Source organism: Clostridium culturomicium, from assembly GCF_000821305.1.
In the GTDB taxonomy this organism is placed as follows: domain Bacteria; phylum Bacillota; class Clostridia; order Clostridiales; family Clostridiaceae; genus Clostridium_J; species Clostridium_J culturomicium.
Map to the genome: position 1 here is coordinate 531,654 of NZ_CCXK01000017.1, position 17,805 is coordinate 549,458.

Here is a 17,805-nt window from a genome sequence, read left to right on the forward strand (position 1 = left end):
ACTAAATTTGGTAATATATATTTAGGAAGATATTCCGAAGGGGTGATGGAATGAAGTATAAAAAGATGAGAAACCATTCAACTAAAGGTAATATTGTTTTAAAAGAAGTAAGCATAGAAGGGAACGTATGTGGAGAATTTGTAGAATTTGTTATCAATCACATATATGAAAACACTGGCAAGGATGATGTTAGAGGTGTGTATACCTTTCCTATACCAGACACAGCTGTAATTTCAGGTATAGAGGTTAATCTTGGCGGTAGTGTAATATATGGTAAGGTTCAAAGCAAGGAAGAAATAGAAAAGGTTTATGAGAACCTGGTATTTAGTGATAACGAAAAACTTCAATTAGAAGAATTAAATAAAGATAAGTTAAAACTGTCCATGAGTACTATTTTAAAGGGAGAAAAAGTAGGAATCAAGGTTTCCTATATAGAAGAGCTTTCTAACTTTAATAATCAGTTAAAGCTTACAATTCCACATATTGTTAATCCAGTGAATATGTTTAATGAGAAGGATCCTCAAAAAGAAAAGATTAAATATAAGCTTTCCTTAAATTTACTTATTGAAACCTTTGATAAAACTTTTATCTCCAGTGATTCCCATCCTATTAAAGTTGAGGAAGGTGAGGGAAATATTTACAAAGTGACTTTAAAGGACAATAATTGTGCTTTAAATGAAGATATGAACATATGGCTTAAGGAAGAAAAAACTTTAGAAGCCAGTGGTATGATTTATGAGAATTATGAAGAAGATAATGGAATTATATATCTTAAGCTCCTTCCTGATGTAGAGGGAAATCTAGAAGATAAAAAAGGAAATTATATTTTCTTGATTGATATTTCATATTCCATGGAAGGTGATAAGTTAAAGGAAGCTAAAACAGCGCTTCAGCTTTGTCTTAGAAATTTAAGCTCAGAGGATAAGTTTAATGTTGCTGCCATGGGTGATAAGCTCACTTATTTTTCAAATGAAGGTTTGGTTAAGTTTAACAATGAGAATTTAATCTTAGCTTCAAAATGGATAGATGCTCTAACTTGTGAAAATGATGCTTTACTATTTGATGGAATAAAGTATGGCTTTGATAATGAACAGCCAGGTGAAGACAATGTAATCATTATTTTTACTGATGATGTGGTAGATAATGAAAAGGAAATTTTAGATTATGTAAGTGAAATAAAAACAAACAGTAGAATCTTCCCATTTGGTATAGATGCTGCTGTGAATACTTACTTTATAAATAAGATTGCCAGGTTAACTATGGGTAAAGCTGAATTTATCAACTCTGGTAAACGTATAGAAGATGTGGTGTTAACTCAGTTCAATAGAATACGTGGTCTTCAGATCACTGATGTGGAAATTGACTGGGGCAGAATGAAAGTGGATAAAACTTATCCAAGGACCATTGAATATCTTTATGATGGAGAACCTTTTTCTATCTTTGCTAAAGTATTAGGGGATGTAGAAGGGGTTGTAACAATAAATGGAATGGTTGATAACAGGAGGGTTCAAAGAAAGGTAATGCTTTCTAAGGTGGATCTTGCAGTAAATGCAGATTTAATTGAGAAGGTTTGGTATAAAAAGAGAATTGAGTCCATTGAAAATAGGATAATATATGAACGTGATGAAATTTATGATGCGATGAGAAGAAAAATCATTGAGTTATCTACAGAAAGTGGCATAATAAGCAATGAAACCTCCTTTGTGCTTTTAGAGGAGATTTATGAACCAGTTTTAGGTGGAGTAATGAGAAAGTTCTTGCCTGTAAGCTCCAGCGCCATGAAAGAGGAAAAGCCTGTGATGTCAAATTTCTATTACACTCAAAATCTTGAGAATATAGATCTTGATCAGCTTAAGTGGGATGGAATTAGTAAGGAAGACTTAGTGAGAATAGTTGCAACTCAGCAATTGGCAAATGGAGACTTTTCCTATTCTATAGAGGATAGTGAAAAAGAAAAATTATTATACACCACAGAAGCTATCATTGCTTTCACAAAAAATAATATAATCATTGATATGTATAGAAACCTTTTAATAAAAGGAATAATGTATATATTAGATAATTATATCAATTATCCCGAGGATGGAGAAATTCTTGCCTTTTGCTATTATGCAATAAAAGAAGTGAATTCTAAGCTAGTGGTAAAGGATCATCAAAGGGTAAGAATCAATGAAGTCTTAGAAAAAATTACTGAATTAATGGAAGAATGTAAGTTTGATATAAATAAAATCGAAGAAATTATTCTTGGAAGAATTCAAAGAGACAGAAACGAGAATATTTTAAGTGAGATAATTTGTAATCTTATAAATTAAGTAGTATGATTAATTCCGTGGGTATTATCTCACGGAATTTTTATTTTGAAAGGATTAAAAGGTGGAGAGTTTACATATTGAAGATAAGAATATCCTGCAGTTAAGAAGGGATATTAAGGGCTCCCTTATAAGGAACTTAGGAATTAAAGATGTTCATAGTATAAGTGCTGTAAACCTTGAAACAATTAAAGAGATTATTGACTTATATGATTTTTATGTTTTGAATAATTATGTGAAAAACAATATACAGGATGGAATAAAGGTTTCCTTATCAAGAAGAATGACTTCTGCTGGTGGGAAAACTATATTCATGAAAAAGAAATATTCTAGGGAGTTTGAAATAAGGATTAGTCTTACAATTTTGCAGGAATATATTAATTCAAATTATAAGGGAAAAATATGTGGTGTTGAGGGAAATGACGTTATTGATGGATTAATGCTCATTATGGAGCATGAGCTTTGTCATGTTCTTGAGTTTTCAGCCTATGGAACTTCAAACTGTAAGGGAAGAAGATTTAAAGCTATGGCTTGGAAGCTTTTTAGGCATGGAGCTTCAACCCATGAAGTGTTTTCTGAAAAACACTCGAAGAATGAAAGTAATATAAGGGTTGGTCAACAGGTTGTCTTTATATATAAAGGCAAGAGTTACTCAGGTGTGGTTGCAGGTATTAATAAGAGAGCAACGGTGATGGTTAAAGATCCTAAGGGCCAATATAAAGATAAAAAAGGGAATACATTTAATAAGTGGTATGTTCCTTTAACAATGCTGAAAGGTGAGGGGAAATAATGATTAAAGCAATTTTATTTGATTTAGACGGAACTATTGTAAACACAAATAATTTAATTGTAAAATCCTTTGAATACATGTTTGGAGAATATTTAAAAATGGACGTATCAAGGGAACAGATTCATGAAAACTTTGGGGTGCCTTTAAGACAGATTTTTGAAAAGCACAACATTGAAAATATTGATGACGCAGTTAAAGAGTACATTAGATATAATTTAAGTATTCATGATGAATTTATTGAAAACTATGATCATGTAGAGGCAGGACTAAAAGTTCTTAGGGAGAAAGGTTTTAAACTAGCCATTGTTACTTCAAAGTTAAGGGATACTGCCATAAGAGGGTTAAATTGCTTTGATTTAGAAAAATATTTTGATGTGATAATAACGCCAGAGGATTCAACTCATCACAAACCTCATGAAGAACCAGTTCTTGTGGCTTGTGAAAAATTAAAGGTTCAGCCAAAGGAAGCAATTATGGTAGGAGACAGCCACAATGATATTCTATCGGGAAAGAATGCAGGAGCTTTAACCTGTGCAGTGAAATACACAGATTTAAATTATGATTTATTAATAGAAAGCAATCCAGATTTTAGTATTGATACAATTGAGGAGTTAGTTGAGATTGCAAGTGCCTTAAAATAAGAGTGTCAGGATATTATGATATAACGCTGTTTATGAAGATGTTCAATGGCTGCTAGTCAACATTGTAATATCAATGTCTTAGATACAATTTAATTTTCAAAGAATCAAAGAGAGCAGTAATGCTCTTTTTAATTGCAAAAACGTTCATAATAATAATTGTCATAATTGAAATAATGAAATTATATTTTTAACTAAATTAAAGACTATTACCTTAATTAACTACATATTAAAACTAAAATAAGATAATTGGATATTAGTAGTAGTAAAATTAAAAAAACATAAAAAAAAGAAGGAGAATTTCTCCTTCTTCTATTAATAGTATCTTCTCTTACGTCTTTTGCTCTTCATTATTTTAGAGATTATAATAAATATTAAGCATACTACAGCAATTAATACTAGTAATGCCATAACATAATATATAATGTTTGTTTTGATTATATCCATATTAGATAAAGTAGAATATAGATCATATTCTAAAGTATAGTCTTTAATTGTTACTGTTGCTTTACCAATTGGTTTCCCAGTGCTTAAAGTCCATGTGTTTAAAGGATTAACTGTATAATTAAACTCTGGTTTTAAACCTGACTCATATAGATTAATATCTTCATGAAGAGTTACTGGAATCTTAACAGTTTTCTTAGGTCCGATGAAAGGTAAAATGTTATATTCAACAGTAACTTCATCAATGGTAGAGTTTGCTGCTAAGTAAGTTCCTTTTTGTGCTGCATAGCCAAAGTCAGCAAGTATTTCAGTATCTTCGAATACTTTAACATCAGTTGGAAAGTCATACTCAGAGTTAAGAACTACTATTGCAAAGTTTCGTCCATTACGGCTGTATAATGATGCTAAGCATCTTCCAGATTTATCAGTATAACCTGTTTTTCCTCCAACGTTACCATTGGTTCCAACTAGTTTATTTCTGTTTTCGATTGTTGCAACTGGACCACCTTGAGATTGAACAACCTCAGTTTTCTTTGCCATGGTTTCTCTAACCCAATCATTTTGGTAAGCTGCACTTAGTAATAAAGCTAAGTCATAAGCCGTTGTATAATGCTCATCTGTATTATCATCTAATCCGTTTGGAGTAACAAAGTGAGTATTGTTCATTCCAAGACTTTTAGCTTTTTCATTCATCATGTTCATGAAGTTTTCAACGGTTCCACCGATATTTTCAGCTATCATATAAGCAATGTCATTACCTGAAAATAGAAGAAGTATGTTCATTGCATTTTCTCCATTAAAGGTATCTCCAACAGCTACTGGGTGAACATTCATTCCATATGAATATGGATCTTGCTTTGATGCGGCTTCTGAATATGTAAAAATATCTGTCTTAGTTTTATTCTCAGCTAGTAAAAGTGCTGTCATTAATTTTGTTATACTTGCTGGTTGTTTTAGTTCATCCATATTTTTAGCATAAATTATTTCTTTTGTATCCAAGTCCATAATTATAGCAGAGGTACCAATGATGTTTGGTTCTTCAATCGCTAAAGTTAAGCTTGGAAATGCTAGTGTTATCAAAAGTGTGAATAACATACATAATGATAAAATTCTTTTTCTCACAAGTCATCTCTCCAATTTCTATTTTTTTATTATGTCAACCCATATAGTATAACATTTACTGAATTTTTGAACAAGAATAAACTAATTTTGTTAATGAGTTTTTAATTATTTTTGTGATATCATTGAATTAGAAAGATAAAATATATTTTAATATGATTATTTATAATTTAAATTTTATAAATCAATAGAGGTAAATTAAAATTAAACATTATAGGGGGCTTATATGGAGAATATAAAAAATATTAATGTGAAGGAACTTTTTAAATCAAGAGTGCCAAAGCCAATACAAAAATATAAAAAGGCTGCAGTTATGATTCTTATTGAAGAAATTAAAGGAGAAGAATATATAATTTTTCAAGTCAGGTCACATAAGCTAAATAAGCAGCCAGGTGATGTATGTCTGCCAGGTGGCAAAGTTGAGAAGAATGAAACCAATGAAGAAGCTGCAGTAAGAGAAACCATGGAGGAGTTAAATTTAAAAAGAGAGGATTTTGAGGTTATAGGACAAGGAGATTACTTTGTCTCTCCTTATGGAGTAGTATTATTTCCTTTTATTGCAAGAGCTAATTGTAATATTAAAAATGTTTCTAATGAGGAAGTTGACCATATTTTTAAAGTTCCAATTAGATATTTTATTGAAAATGAACCTGAGTTATATAATATGCAGATTGGACCTATTAACAATGAAAACTTTCCATATCATTTAATTAAGGGTAATAAGTATAAATTCTCAACTGGAATTATGAAAGAGTATTTTTATCAATGGAATGGATACTCTATATGGGGAATTACTGCACATATTATTAAATCTTTTGTAGATATCATAAATGTTGACTGTTAATTAATATAATAAAGTAAGCATGGAGAGTTTTTATTAAAGAGGATTCGATGTATATAATTAATGGAAATTATAAAGATATTAGCGTTATATTTTTTGACGAAAACCAGTAGAAAGATGACTACTGGTTTTTCTTAACATATTTTTGAGAAAAATGTAGGAGAAATATTTACTATATTAAAATATTTATGTATATATACTCCAAAAATACTTGTATATTTCCAGATATGTGATAGAATATACTTGTAAAATGAATTGTCGAAAAATAACAATAATTTTGACAGTGACCAGTACGTAAAATTTGGTAATTACATATAAAGTGTAATTATTGAAGTGGGGGTGTTACGGTGGCCAAATGTGTATTTCTATCAACTTATGAAGAAAATGTAGAGTGCTTTAAGGAGTGTCCTCTTTATAATTGGGAAGAAAATAGCAATAAATGTCCTTTTACAGAGATTAAGGGTAGGGGAAGAAAAGTAAGAAATCTTTATGATTTTGACTTCTATAAAGATGAGAGGGATGATAAAGATTTAGGTATAGCTAATTTGTATAAGGATAATTACATTTAAGTTAATATGTTAATAATTATGTCTAAATAAAAAAACTATCTTCAATTTTAGAAGATAGTTTTTTATTTTATTTTTATTTACAACCACTACAATTACCTTTGCTTTTACCACAGCCAGCACAACTATGAGATTTAAAATTATCATTGATAGTTGATACTTTAGCATGAAGTGTAGAATCCTTTAATACAATGGTTACATCTTTTACATTATTGCAAAGACTAAGGTTATAGCAGAAGGTGATATCCTCAATTTTATTGAGAATATCGAAGTTTTCTGCATTGTTTAAACCAATTTGAACTTTAGGAGACTTGCAGCACTTAGAAGAAAGATTTTCTTCTAAGGAAACACAGTCATATTCGGTATGAAATTTGAGTAGATTTAAAACAAATTCATAGGCATTGTTAGAGATTCTTATTTTAATTTTTGAATTATTGTTCATTTTATCAAATCCTTCTAAAAGTAATACTACTATTATTCTTCATACATTGAAGAGTATTCATGAAGTAAGAATTCCTTAAGATTCCAAAGATCCTTTGATAAATCTACATAATACTGATGAGGGTTTTGTAATCTTCTAATTTCAGCCCAAAGAGTTTCTCTTGCCTCAAGGCTGTAATTTTTAATATCCATTACAGATGGACTTTCATAGCATTGTTGACCCTTATCAAATATTTTTACCATTAACTCTTTAATAGTGTAGTTCTTAACTTTTTTCTTTTTCCATGTGTAGTTAGGGTGGAAAAGCTCTAATGGTCTAGTATAATCAAATGTTTCGCCATTAATAGCAATTAAGTCTGCAATTGCTTTTTTAGTTGCATTATCATAAACTCTGTATAATGATTTAAAGCCAGGATTAGTTATCTTCTCAACATTTTCGCTAATTTTAATCTTTGGAATGATTTCACCATGCTTTTCAATTGCAACCAGCTTATAAACTCCACCAAAAACAGGCTCACTCTTAGCAGTAATTAATCTTTCACCAACACCAAAGCTGTCAATTTGCGCTCCATTTTCAAGAACTGCTTTAATAATGAACTCATCTAAAGAGTTTGAAATTGTAATCTTACAATCTTCATACCCAGCGGCATCAAGAAGTTTTCTTGCTTCAATGGTTAGGTAGGTGATATCACCACTATCTATTCTAATTGCTTTTGGTCTTTTTCTAAGTGGCTTTAGAACTTCATCAAATACCTTTATAGCATTAGGAATACCTGATTTTAATACATTGTAAGTGTCAACTAAAAGAACTGTGTTATCAGGATAAGTAGATGCCCATGCTTTAAAGGCTTCATATTCTGTATCAAATAATTGAATCCAGGAATGAGCCATGGTTCCAGTAACAGGAACATCGAATAACTCATCAGCCATAGTACATGCAGTAGAGCTACATCCGCCGATTATTGCTGCTCTAGCACCATATAAAGCACCATCATATCCTTGAGCTCTTCTTGAGCCAAACTCCATAACAGGTCTGTATCCGGCTGCTTCACAAATTCTTGCAGCTTTAGTTGCAATTAAGGTTTGATGGTTAATTGTTAAAAGAATCATGGTTTCAATAAATTGAGCTTGCATGATTGGTCCTCTAACGGTTATTAAAGGTTCACTAGGGAATACAGGAGTTCCTTCTGGAATTGCCCAGACATCACACTCAAACTTGAAATTTTCCAAATAATTTAGAAATTTTTCATTAAAAAGATTTTTGCTTCTTAAATATTTGATATCTTCTGATGTAAATTCAAGTTTTTTAAGATAATCTATTAATTGCTCAACCCCTGCCATGATGCAGTATCCACCACTGTCAGGAATTCTTCTGAAGAACATATCAAAATATGCTATGGTATCTTCAACTCCGTTATTTAAGTAACCATTAGCCATAGTTAACTCGTAGAAGTCTACCAGCATAGTAAGATTACGGTCATTTTTTATGTCAAATTTAGTTGTTGTATTCATTGTTGCTCTCCTCACTTATAAAAAACATAAGAAAATAAAATTATCCATAAGTTTAACAATTATGTCTTTTATATCGTACCACAAGAAAACTTGCATTTCCATAGTATTAATACAAATATTGTGGTAATTAATTGAAATAAAAACGTTGAGAACCATATATGTTAGGTTAAAATATACAAAATTCTACAAATAATGTATAATGTATATAGTTATTTTTTGAAAAGGACTTATTTATCTTTTTACTGATAAAGTAAGTAACTAGTTTTTATCAAGGGGGACGTAATCATGAGTGCTAAAATTTATTTTAAGAGTTTTAATTCGGATAATGATTATAATTATTGGTGGACTTTGGCTTCCAATGAAGAAACAATGAAGATGAATTATGGTAGAGTTTTTACAAGAGATGAGGCTGGAGAAGTTTTTAATCAAATCCTTGAAATTAGCAAGAGGGAAGATGGAAGTCAATATTTTAAAGTTTTTGATGAAGACACAAAATACTTTATTGGTATGGCTGCATTAATTGAAAAAGAAGCTGATAAGGAGGTGGAAATTGAGTACATGTTTCTTCCTGAGTATTGGGGGAGAGGCTATGGTAGTAGGACGGTTGAAGCGTTATTGGATATGGCAAAGGAATTAGAAAGTATTGAGCGTGTAACTGCTATTATTGATCCACGTAATGAAAGGTCAGCAAAGATTTTGTTAAAAAACGGCTTTCAATCACAAAGAAAGTTTATTATTGATGATGGTTCTTGGGCAGAGGTGTTTAGCAGGGATATATAGAAGGTAATTTCTTATAAGATTTAAAACCTAATGAAAGTAAAGAAATGCATTTTTGATGATAACTGGTGCAATCCTTGTGATAGTTCTAATCACAAAGTGTATATTAGATTTTATGATTTTAGATGATATTATATATTGCTTTTATGTATTTCATTATTAAATTAGCTATGACTATATGGCATATTAAAAAGGGTAGGTATAATTAAATTGCTGCCTGTAAATTCAAAATTATAGTGTTACCTTTACTAGAATCGTCATACTTTAAAGTATAAATATTTTAAGGGAGATAGTGTTTATGGATAAGAGTATCATCAAATCCATAGGGAAAAGTCTGCTATTCAGCTTAATTTGGACAATAATATTCTGTATAATTGCGTGGATAATTACTTATTTTACAAAGTACAATTTAGAGGATGTTTTATTTGTTGAGGGTATATTTATTGTTATTCTAGGACTTTCAGTTACCGTCAAAAGTGATTCAAGCGGATTATCTTTAAGGGGATTAGGACAAAGCAATGCTCAATATCTTGCAAGTTTTAATCTTGAGATAACTAGAAAGGTGAATGATAATTTGAAGGGGAATTCAGCCACTATGTTTAGATATTCTTTTAATGGAATAATTCTAATTATAGCGGGACTTTTATGCATAATGGTAAGTTTTATAATTTGAATAAGTTTAATAGTTAGAGGGAAGTGGAAGCATAAGAGGTTCTGCTTCCTTTTTAGTCGAAAATAGATGAAATCAACAAATGCAACTGTCAGTTGCGGAGGTTCAAGGTGCAACTGGTGGTACGCAACTGAAAGAAATAGTAAAATAATAGTATAAAGATAGGGGGTGTTGTTTATGAAATTTGGAGAGAAGCTGCAATTATTAAGAAAGCAAAGAGGGATGTCTCAGGAACAACTTGCTTTGCAAATTGGGGTGTAAAGGCAGGCAGTTTCAAAATGGGAGCTGGGAGAATCCACACCAGATACGGATAAGATTGTTTTATTAAGTAGGGTTTTTGATGTTACTACGGATTATCTTCTTTTTGAAGGTGATACAAGTACTGGAAAGCAAAAGGAAACTATAAATATCTCTAGAGGAAAAGATACGGAAACATTACCTAACTTTATCCTAAAACTTGTGAAGACTAAAGGATATATTGGGGGTTATATAATTGCTGGCTATGCGGCACTAGCTTTAATTGTATCAAGATTTGCTCATTTTGCTTTTAAGAAGATTTTGATGCCACCTGAGGGGTTCGGCGTTGAATTTTCAGAATTGCCATCACAGATGAAGATTCCAATGTATTTTACTGATCTTATAAGTGTAATAACCATTGTATTTATTATTTTGGGGATAGGAATAGGCATTTATTTAAAAAAGAAAAGTGATAAATATTCATAGCATATGATTTAAAAGGAGGTTCATTTAAACCTTCTTTTATTATGTAAATATATTTCCTCTAAATTATCAACTTTAGTTATAAAGTTTTCAGTTTGATTTTAAAATGCAGTTTTAATTTTTAAAATATAAAACAAACTAAATCCATCTACAAAACTAATTAAGTTCTGCAAAAATCTCATGGATGTTTCCATCAGGGTCAGCAAATAGAGCAGTTCTTTGATCCCAAGGCATATTCTGTGGTTCATGAATAGGAATTGCGCCCATGTCAATTAAGCGATTAAAGGTTTTATCAACATCATCAGGGCTTTCGCAAGGAAAAGCTAGTTCAAATCCTTGTCCAACAGTTTTTTTAGTATATTCACTACTATAATCATACATAACATTTCTCAGGCAGATTGCAAACCTTACTCCATTATTTTCAAACTCAACATAATTTCCAAGGTCATTTTTAATTTTAAAGCCAAGTACTTCATTATAGAAAGTTTTCATCTTGCTGATGTCATCTGTCCAAATTGTAATAAGATTAATCACTGGTTTCATTATACATTCCTCCTTGTTATTTGTTTTTACTCATTAGATTTTAATATAGGTAATTATTAAATGATGACATGATTTTGATAATGGATAAATTATTTGCATTATATTTTATATATTGATATAAAAGTATCTAAACGAAGTGATGGAGTATGGTATACCAGCCAGATAATGCAACAACACACATGCTAACTATTAGCAATAGTGAATTCAAAGACATTATTAAACCTTCATGTTTTACAGAATTGTTGTTGAGCTTTCTATTGAACAACCATTTGAAAATAACTAAGGATATAATAGTTAATATACTAAAGCAAATTAGAAAAACACTATTGTTTAGCACTATCATATGAAAAATAAAACGTAAAATATTCATAACAGACCTCTTTCCAATACATAATGATAAATATATATAATACTTAATAAGTATTTATTATTACTTAAAAAATGAATACATGGTACATTATTCTATTATAACATAATTTTGCATTATAGATAGGTGGATTAGGTTATATAACAAGGAATTAAAAACATCGTTTATTTAACAAAACATGAAATGCATCATATTCATTGAAATTGATTTAAATAATAATAGAGTGAGGAAGTATATGGATTAATGATAGGGTATTTAGAATTATTACGGTAACCTCATGCTCTGACTAGAATCTTTCAAAGAGATAAACAATATATAAATTGTATAATAATAGAAAATAAAGTATAATATAGAAAAGTTTAGAGGTTCGAATATGAAAAAATATATGATCATATTATAAGGAGGGAAAATGAAAAATACATATGAAAACAATTTTAAATTAAGGTTAATATTAATTCTGACTTCATTATCTACTGGAGTAATGTCTTTTTTTCTTCCAATATATAGTAAAGCTCTTGATATGAATGCGTTAGAAATATCAGGTCTTTTTTCTATAACGGCCTTTATTTTAATAATACTTAGACCATTTATAGGTAAATTAATTGATAAAGTAGGGCGAAAACCAATTTTGGTACTAGCAGTGTTTATCTATGCTATTGCATATTTAATCTTTTCAATGGCTACAACTTCAGTACTTTTGTATACTGCGAGGGCTCTTCAGGGGATAGCTAGTGCATTTATGGGAATAAGTATATATGCAATAGTGGCAGATAATCATGATTCTAATAACATTTCTAAAGGCTTTGGTAAAGTTAATTCAGCTCAATCTACAGGAAATATTTACGGCTGTATTTTGGCTTTTATAGTTTTGTATAGAGTTTCTTTTTTGAAAGGATGGAAAATTCTATTTGTTATCTTTGCTGTAGTAGCTTTATTTGCCTTATTCAAAGTGATAACAACCTTTAAAGAAAGTAAAAACACTTATGTGAACAAAAGGATAAATATAAAAAATTATTCTAAAAGTACACTTAAGCTTTTAATTATAGTTTTTATAACCTCTTTATCTTCGGCAATGGTGGCTCCTGTGATAATGATTTTTCTCCAGGATAAAATAACAACAGATATTAGTGGACTTGCATTAGCTTTTTTCCCATCTTTATTGATAGCAAGCTTGCTATCTGAGAAGCTTGGTACAATATCTGATAAGCTTGGAAAAAATAAATCCATGATTATAGGTATGCTTATTTGTGGAGGTACCTATTTGATTCTTCCAACTTTAAGCTCTGTTCTTCTGTTTATGGTGATATGGACAATATCTTCATTAGGAGGTATTTTATATGATTTATCAGAAAGTGGGTTATATGCTCAGCTTAACACGGAGAATGATAATGGAGAAATTTTTGGAGTCTATACATTAGTGTGCGATTTCGGTAGAATGATTGGACCATTGATTGGAGGAGCTTTGTATAAGTCCTTATCACAAAGCTTACCTTTTTACTTATATGGAATAATAATGATTTTTGTAGCAGTTTTAATACCTATTTTGTTAAAAGAAACTAAGAAAGAATTTTAAGGGGAAATATAGAACAGAGTAGTTAAAGTAAAGATAGGGGGAGTCAGTAGTGGAAGAATTAAAATATTTAACGGAGTACTATAACAATTATGATGAAGAGGGGCGACTAATTTCAAAATATGGACAAGTCGAATTTCTTACAACAATGAAATATATAAACAAATATCTAAAAAAAGGAATGAGGGTTTTAGAGATTGGGGCAGGAACTGGCAGATATTCTCTTGCAATTGCAGAGCAGGGCTTTAAAGTTAATGCCATTGAGCTCATAGATCACAATATAGATATTTTAAAAAGTAAAATCACTGAAAACTGTAGCATTGATGTTAGACAAGGTAACGCTTTAAATTTGGACTGCTATGAGGATGAAACCTTTGAGGTTACTTTATTGCTTGGACCTTTATATCATTTGTTTAATGAGGATAAAAAAAGAGCCATCAGTGAAGCTCTTAGGGTAACTAAAAAAGGGGGAGTAATTTTTGTGGCATACTGCATGAATGATGCAACCATTGTAAATTGGGGCTTTCAGAAGGGAAATATCATTGACGGGATTGAAAAAGGAATTGTTGATGGAGAATCCTTTAAGTGCTTATCAAATCCTTCTTTAATATTTGAGATGCATAGAAAAGAAGAAATAGATGAATTAATGGCTGGCTTTAATGTTCAGCGTCTTCATTTTGTTGGAACGGATTTATTAACAAATCATATGAGAAACACAATTGAGGAAATGGATGATAAATTATTTGAGGTTTATTTGAAATATCATTTCTCAATATGTGAACGAGCTGATTTAGTCGGGATAACCCATCATAGCTTAGATGTTTTTAGGAAATTGTAACTTTATTCGCCCTATAAATCGAAGAGTTAATAATAGAAATTTAAGAGGTGAAAAAATGACAGAGAATACATTAAAACTTAAATTAATACAAATCAAAGAAGATAAATATGAGATTAAGGGTGAGAATTTATACTATACTTATGCATTGGACATGCTTAAATATATTGGGACAACGGATGAAGTACTTCGTGATGATTTAATTTATGATATTTTTTCACACTGGATAACTCAAAATCGGTTTTCAAATCAACAGCTTGAAACCTTCTTATTTATTTGTTTAGATAATCAACATTTAATGAAGGGGATTGGTTTAGAAGAAGAAGATACAGTTTTTACTCGTACATTTTCTGCACTGATTATAGCTCTGATATTATATTCAAATAATGAAAATAGCTTTTTATCACAGGGTGTAATTGCTGAAACTACAAACCTTATAGTTGAGTATTATACAAAAGAGGCGGATTTAAGAGGTTATGTAGACAAGAAGGGGTGGGCTCATTCAGTAGCGCATGGTGCAGATGTAATTGATGAGTTGGCACAATGTACTATTTTGAAGAAAGAAGATTTACAAAAGCTGCTTATACTATTGAAGTTAAAAATATGTCAGGGAAAATATGTATACATTGATGGAGAACCTGAAAGAATTAGCATTGCAGTTAGAAGTATTTTTATGAGAAAGGAAATTGATAAAGGCGATATTGAGTTATGGCTAGAAGGCTTTAAGAAGTATAAAGCTATGAATGATTCATCAATAGAGTGGTATCATCAATATATTAATATTACTAACTTTTTTAAAAGCTTATATTTTGTTTTGAAGGATTACATTAAAGAGATTAGTATTCTTGATGAAATTCAGGAGTTAATTACTACACTATAAAGCATAAGTTATATAGAAAACTTTATGTAAAACTAAGTAAAGAACAGGAATTTCTTAAGGAGTTATTCTATGAAGATATTAAAGGCTATTACTGATTTTATTTTTGTTGAAGATGAGCATGGGATAAAACGAGTTCTTGGTGAGGTTAAAAATGTGGAAAGTACTTTAGTGGATACATAAAAGATTTGTTAATAAAGCAATGAGTCTGCATTGGAGAAAAAGAAAACAAGAAAAATATCTAGAGAAAAGAGAACTTCTAATTTATGGAGAAAGATATTTGATAATATATGGAGGCAAAGAATGCAAGTATCATTTTTGACCAGTGGGTTTCCTAATGGATTTACCGATGACTTTATTAGATGTATAAGGGAGTATTATAATAATGAGGGTTCTTTTGTGTTTATTGCTTCTGATTTTGAACAACACTCAATAACAGAGAAATATATGAATATAGTGCTAAGGATGTTTGAAAGTAATGTAATTACATTTGATGAGCACTATATTATTGATAGCAGAACCCTATTTGAAGATGCAGTTAAATATATAGAAAAAGCAGATATTGTATGGATTTCAGGAGGAGATACTCTAAAACAGATTAATTATTTGAAAGAATATAATTTAATCCAGACTTTACAGTGTAGAGAAGGAATTACTATTGGGATGAGTGCGGGGGCAATAAATATGGCTAAAACAGTGGTGTTAGCAAAAGATGCAAATGATAATATTCCGGAATTATCTATTTATAGTGGTATAGGTCTTGTGGATATTAATATTGAGCCGCATTTAGATTTTGTAAGTGAAGAACATAGGAAAGAAATTTATGAAGCATCACATCATACGATAATTTATGGGATTTATGATAATACATTTATAAAAGTAGTAAATGAAATTATAGATATTTATGGTGATTACGTTAAATATGAAAGTATGAATTAATAACTTTTACAACAATGAATTCAATGGTTATATAATAGATAAAATTGAAAAACAATAAAATTCAAGTGTATTGTGTCAAGATAAGGGCTTTATAGAGTGGATAAAACAATTGCCATATTTTTTAGGTTTAATCAAGAAGTATCCAAATACGGAGAGGATTATTGAGTTTATAAAAGGTTGTATAAATAACTATGATATAGAATTTAAATTGGAGTTAGATAAAGCAAATTAAATAATGGAGGGTATACATGAGAATTGGTTATGGTATATTTGGAAAAGCATTTGAAGTAATGTTAAGGAATGATTTGCATGCATTAGAGTCCATAGACCATGAATTTCTTAGCCAGATGATTCTTGTAGATGAAGAATCTAAGGAATTATTGTATGGAACTAGTCCCCAAATTTCATATGATGTAATTAATCATGAATTGTTTGAGTTTGCTCAAAGATTTAAAGGAGATAATGAACTTAATACGATTAGAAATGTACTGAATTTTACATCTAATATAGCAATGAATTATGATGTAAATTTCTTGGATATGACCTTTGGAGGCAGAGAAAGGGATATTATTGAAAGAGGAACTGACTGGTGTGCTGATATGGCAAGGGTAGGCTGTGTTTTACTTCAGTGTAATAATATACCAACTCGAATAGTGCATATTGTTGATACAGAAAAGGCATATCATGGACATGTTGTTGGTGAAGCATTTTTTGAGGGTGGATATGGAGTTTGTGATTTTATATTTGGTGTAATTGGATATGATAAATCATCAATATCGGCATGGCAAATGAGCGTAAATAGAAATTTGGTAACAAAGTGTTATACACGTGACTATACTTCATATTCAACAACAAACAAATTTGAGGGATTATTTTCAAAAGTAGCTATTAATGAATATAATATCATGGATAAAAATAATAACTTTACTGAATCCAAACCTAATGATTATACTACACGAATAATAACAGAAGATCACAATAATTGGTTTATGGGTGAGGACATGTAATAAAACCACAGAGATTGCAATATAAGTTTAATTTTATATAAGAAGCTGATTATTACAATGAGACAGCTGAAAGGAGAAACAATGGCAAGAGCAAAGTATCAGGTATTAGTTATACCATATATAATTAAAAATGAATCAATTAAATATGCAGTTTATCATCGCTCAGGCATGGAAATTTGGCAGTTTATTGCTGGTGGAGGGGAAGAGGGGGAAACACCACTTCAATCAGCAAAGCGTGAAGCATATGAAGAAGCGGGAATTTTATCAGATAACAGTTTTTATAATTTAGAAACATGTTGCAGTATTTCAACGGAATACTTTAAGGCATACAGCAGCATATGGGGAGAGGAATGTCTTGTAATTCCAGAGTATGCTTTTGCAGTTAATGTAAATGCAGAGGAAATGGAGCTTTCTAATGAACATACTGAATTTGAATGGATGGATTACGAAGCAGCAAAAGAAAAATTAAAATATGATAGTAATAAGGTTGCTCTATGGGAATTAGATAATAAAATTAAAAGAGGTCTATTAATCAAAGGAGTAACAAAAAGAGATTGAGAACAAATTATTTGAAGAATGGTACAAGCTGTTTGAGTAAGTGAAGTATAAGGTTTTGATTTTGTGGTATAAAGCATGCAAAGGAAAAATTGATTTCATTTTTGTTGATAATCAGTATCATAATTTAAATTTATGGGACAAATTAATGAAAAGCGCATTTGAGTGGTTTAAAGAAAATTCTATAGTCAATATACATATGAAGGTTGTTTATGATAACTAGGAAGTATTACGATTTTATGAGCCATATGGTTTTAGAAGTGGAAACTATATTTAAAAAAAAGA

General features: G+C 30.2%; 18 protein-coding genes and 1 pseudogene. 15 read left to right on the plus strand and 4 right to left on the minus strand.

Translation table 11 applies throughout. The features are described from left to right. The first annotated feature begins 50 nt into the window (after window positions 1–50). From BN1075_RS14940 to ppaX, 3 genes are all read left to right on the plus strand, one after another. Window positions 51–2,312 (plus strand): VIT and vWA domain-containing protein, encoded by a 2,262-nt coding sequence (locus BN1075_RS14940; RefSeq protein ID WP_040194019.1) that lies wholly within the window; start codon window positions 51–53, stop codon window positions 2,310–2,312. A 61-nt stretch (window positions 2,313–2,373) separates the two neighbouring features. Beyond that, entirely contained in the window at window positions 2,374–3,099 is a 726-nt protein-coding gene (locus BN1075_RS14945; RefSeq protein ID WP_040194020.1) for a SprT family zinc-dependent metalloprotease, read from the plus strand. Next, window positions 3,099–3,740 (plus strand): pyrophosphatase PpaX, encoded by a 642-nt coding sequence (ppaX, locus tag BN1075_RS14950; RefSeq protein WP_040194021.1) that lies wholly within the window; start codon window positions 3,099–3,101, stop codon window positions 3,738–3,740. The genes BN1075_RS14945 and ppaX overlap by 1 nt, the downstream gene beginning before the upstream one ends. A 312-nt stretch (window positions 3,741–4,052) precedes the next feature. Here ppaX and BN1075_RS14955 read toward each other — a convergent pair whose 3' ends face one another. After that, window positions 4,053–5,303 carry a D-alanyl-D-alanine carboxypeptidase family protein gene (locus BN1075_RS14955; RefSeq protein WP_052406572.1) on the minus strand — a complete coding sequence of 417 codons (1,251 nt, stop codon included), beginning with the start codon at window positions 5,301–5,303 and terminating at the stop codon, window positions 4,053–4,055. A gap of 223 nt (window positions 5,304–5,526) precedes the next feature. Here BN1075_RS14955 and BN1075_RS14960 point away from each other — a divergent pair, with 223 nt between their 5' ends. Next, complete coding sequence (locus tag BN1075_RS14960; protein WP_040194022.1) at window positions 5,527–6,144, plus strand: NUDIX hydrolase; 618 nt, start codon at window positions 5,527–5,529, stop codon at window positions 6,142–6,144. A gap of 344 nt (window positions 6,145–6,488) precedes the next feature. Further along, window positions 6,489–6,710, plus strand: a complete 222-nt coding sequence (locus BN1075_RS14965) for a hypothetical protein (RefSeq protein ID WP_040194024.1) — start codon at window positions 6,489–6,491, stop codon at window positions 6,708–6,710. A gap of 73 nt (window positions 6,711–6,783) precedes the next feature. Here the strand turns inward: BN1075_RS14965 and BN1075_RS14970 are convergent, their stop codons facing one another. Together BN1075_RS14970 and BN1075_RS14975 are read right to left on the minus strand one after the other, a co-directional pair. Next, window positions 6,784–7,149, minus strand: coding sequence for a hypothetical protein (locus BN1075_RS14970; protein ID WP_040194025.1), 366 nt, complete (start codon window positions 7,147–7,149; stop codon window positions 6,784–6,786). Between the two features lie 32 nt (window positions 7,150–7,181). Next, on the minus strand, window positions 7,182–8,660 hold the full coding sequence (locus BN1075_RS14975; protein WP_040194027.1) for a nicotinate phosphoribosyltransferase: 1,479 nt from the start codon (window positions 8,658–8,660) through the stop codon (window positions 7,182–7,184). Window positions 8,661–8,945: 285 nt separating this feature from the next. Between BN1075_RS14975 and BN1075_RS14980 the strand changes: the two genes are divergently transcribed. From BN1075_RS14980 to BN1075_RS22250, 4 genes and pseudogenes are all read left to right on the plus strand, one after another. Further along, window positions 8,946–9,440 (plus strand): GNAT family N-acetyltransferase, encoded by a 495-nt coding sequence (locus BN1075_RS14980; RefSeq protein WP_040194028.1) that lies wholly within the window; start codon window positions 8,946–8,948, stop codon window positions 9,438–9,440. 295 nt (window positions 9,441–9,735) lie between these two features. Continuing rightward, window positions 9,736–10,110 carry a hypothetical protein gene (locus BN1075_RS14985; protein ID WP_040194029.1) on the plus strand — a complete coding sequence of 125 codons (375 nt, stop codon included), beginning with the start codon at window positions 9,736–9,738 and terminating at the stop codon, window positions 10,108–10,110. A 270-nt stretch (window positions 10,111–10,380) separates the two neighbouring features. After that, window positions 10,381–10,455 (plus strand): annotated as a pseudogene (locus tag BN1075_RS22370) (helix-turn-helix domain-containing protein); the annotation flags it as partial. A gap of 111 nt (window positions 10,456–10,566) precedes the next feature. Continuing rightward, window positions 10,567–10,830, plus strand: a complete 264-nt coding sequence (locus tag BN1075_RS22250) for a hypothetical protein (protein WP_040194030.1) — start codon at window positions 10,567–10,569, stop codon at window positions 10,828–10,830. A gap of 153 nt (window positions 10,831–10,983) precedes the next feature. On the opposite strand, the gene BN1075_RS14995 is transcribed toward BN1075_RS22250, so the two are convergent. Further along, window positions 10,984–11,370, minus strand: a complete 387-nt coding sequence (locus tag BN1075_RS14995) for a VOC family protein (protein WP_040194032.1) — start codon at window positions 11,368–11,370, stop codon at window positions 10,984–10,986. A 776-nt stretch (window positions 11,371–12,146) separates the two neighbouring features. On the opposite strand from BN1075_RS14995, the gene BN1075_RS15000 reads away from it, so the two are divergent. The 6 genes from BN1075_RS15000 (at window position 12,147) to BN1075_RS15025 (ending at window position 17,523) form a co-directional block, all read left to right on the plus strand. Further along, window positions 12,147–13,310, plus strand: a complete 1,164-nt coding sequence (locus tag BN1075_RS15000; protein ID WP_040194033.1) for an MFS transporter — start codon at window positions 12,147–12,149, stop codon at window positions 13,308–13,310. A 49-nt stretch (window positions 13,311–13,359) separates the two neighbouring features. After that, window positions 13,360–14,145 (plus strand): class I SAM-dependent methyltransferase, encoded by a 786-nt coding sequence (locus tag BN1075_RS15005; RefSeq protein ID WP_040194034.1) that lies wholly within the window; start codon window positions 13,360–13,362, stop codon window positions 14,143–14,145. A 55-nt stretch (window positions 14,146–14,200) separates the two neighbouring features. Continuing rightward, a complete protein-coding gene (locus BN1075_RS15010) occupies window positions 14,201–15,022 on the plus strand; it encodes a DUF2785 domain-containing protein (protein ID WP_040194035.1) in 822 nt (273 codons plus the stop codon). Between the two features lie 300 nt (window positions 15,023–15,322). Further along, window positions 15,323–15,958: a Type 1 glutamine amidotransferase-like domain-containing protein gene (locus BN1075_RS15015; RefSeq protein WP_040194038.1), complete on the plus strand. Its 636-nt coding sequence runs from the start codon at window positions 15,323–15,325 to the stop codon at window positions 15,956–15,958. Window positions 15,959–16,206: 248 nt separating this feature from the next. Next, entirely contained in the window at window positions 16,207–16,965 is a 759-nt protein-coding gene (locus BN1075_RS15020; RefSeq protein ID WP_040194040.1) for a transglutaminase-like domain-containing protein, read from the plus strand. 81 nt (window positions 16,966–17,046) lie between these two features. After that, window positions 17,047–17,523, plus strand: a complete 477-nt coding sequence (locus BN1075_RS15025; protein ID WP_040194041.1) for an NUDIX hydrolase — start codon at window positions 17,047–17,049, stop codon at window positions 17,521–17,523. Window positions 17,524–17,805 lie beyond the last annotated feature (282 nt).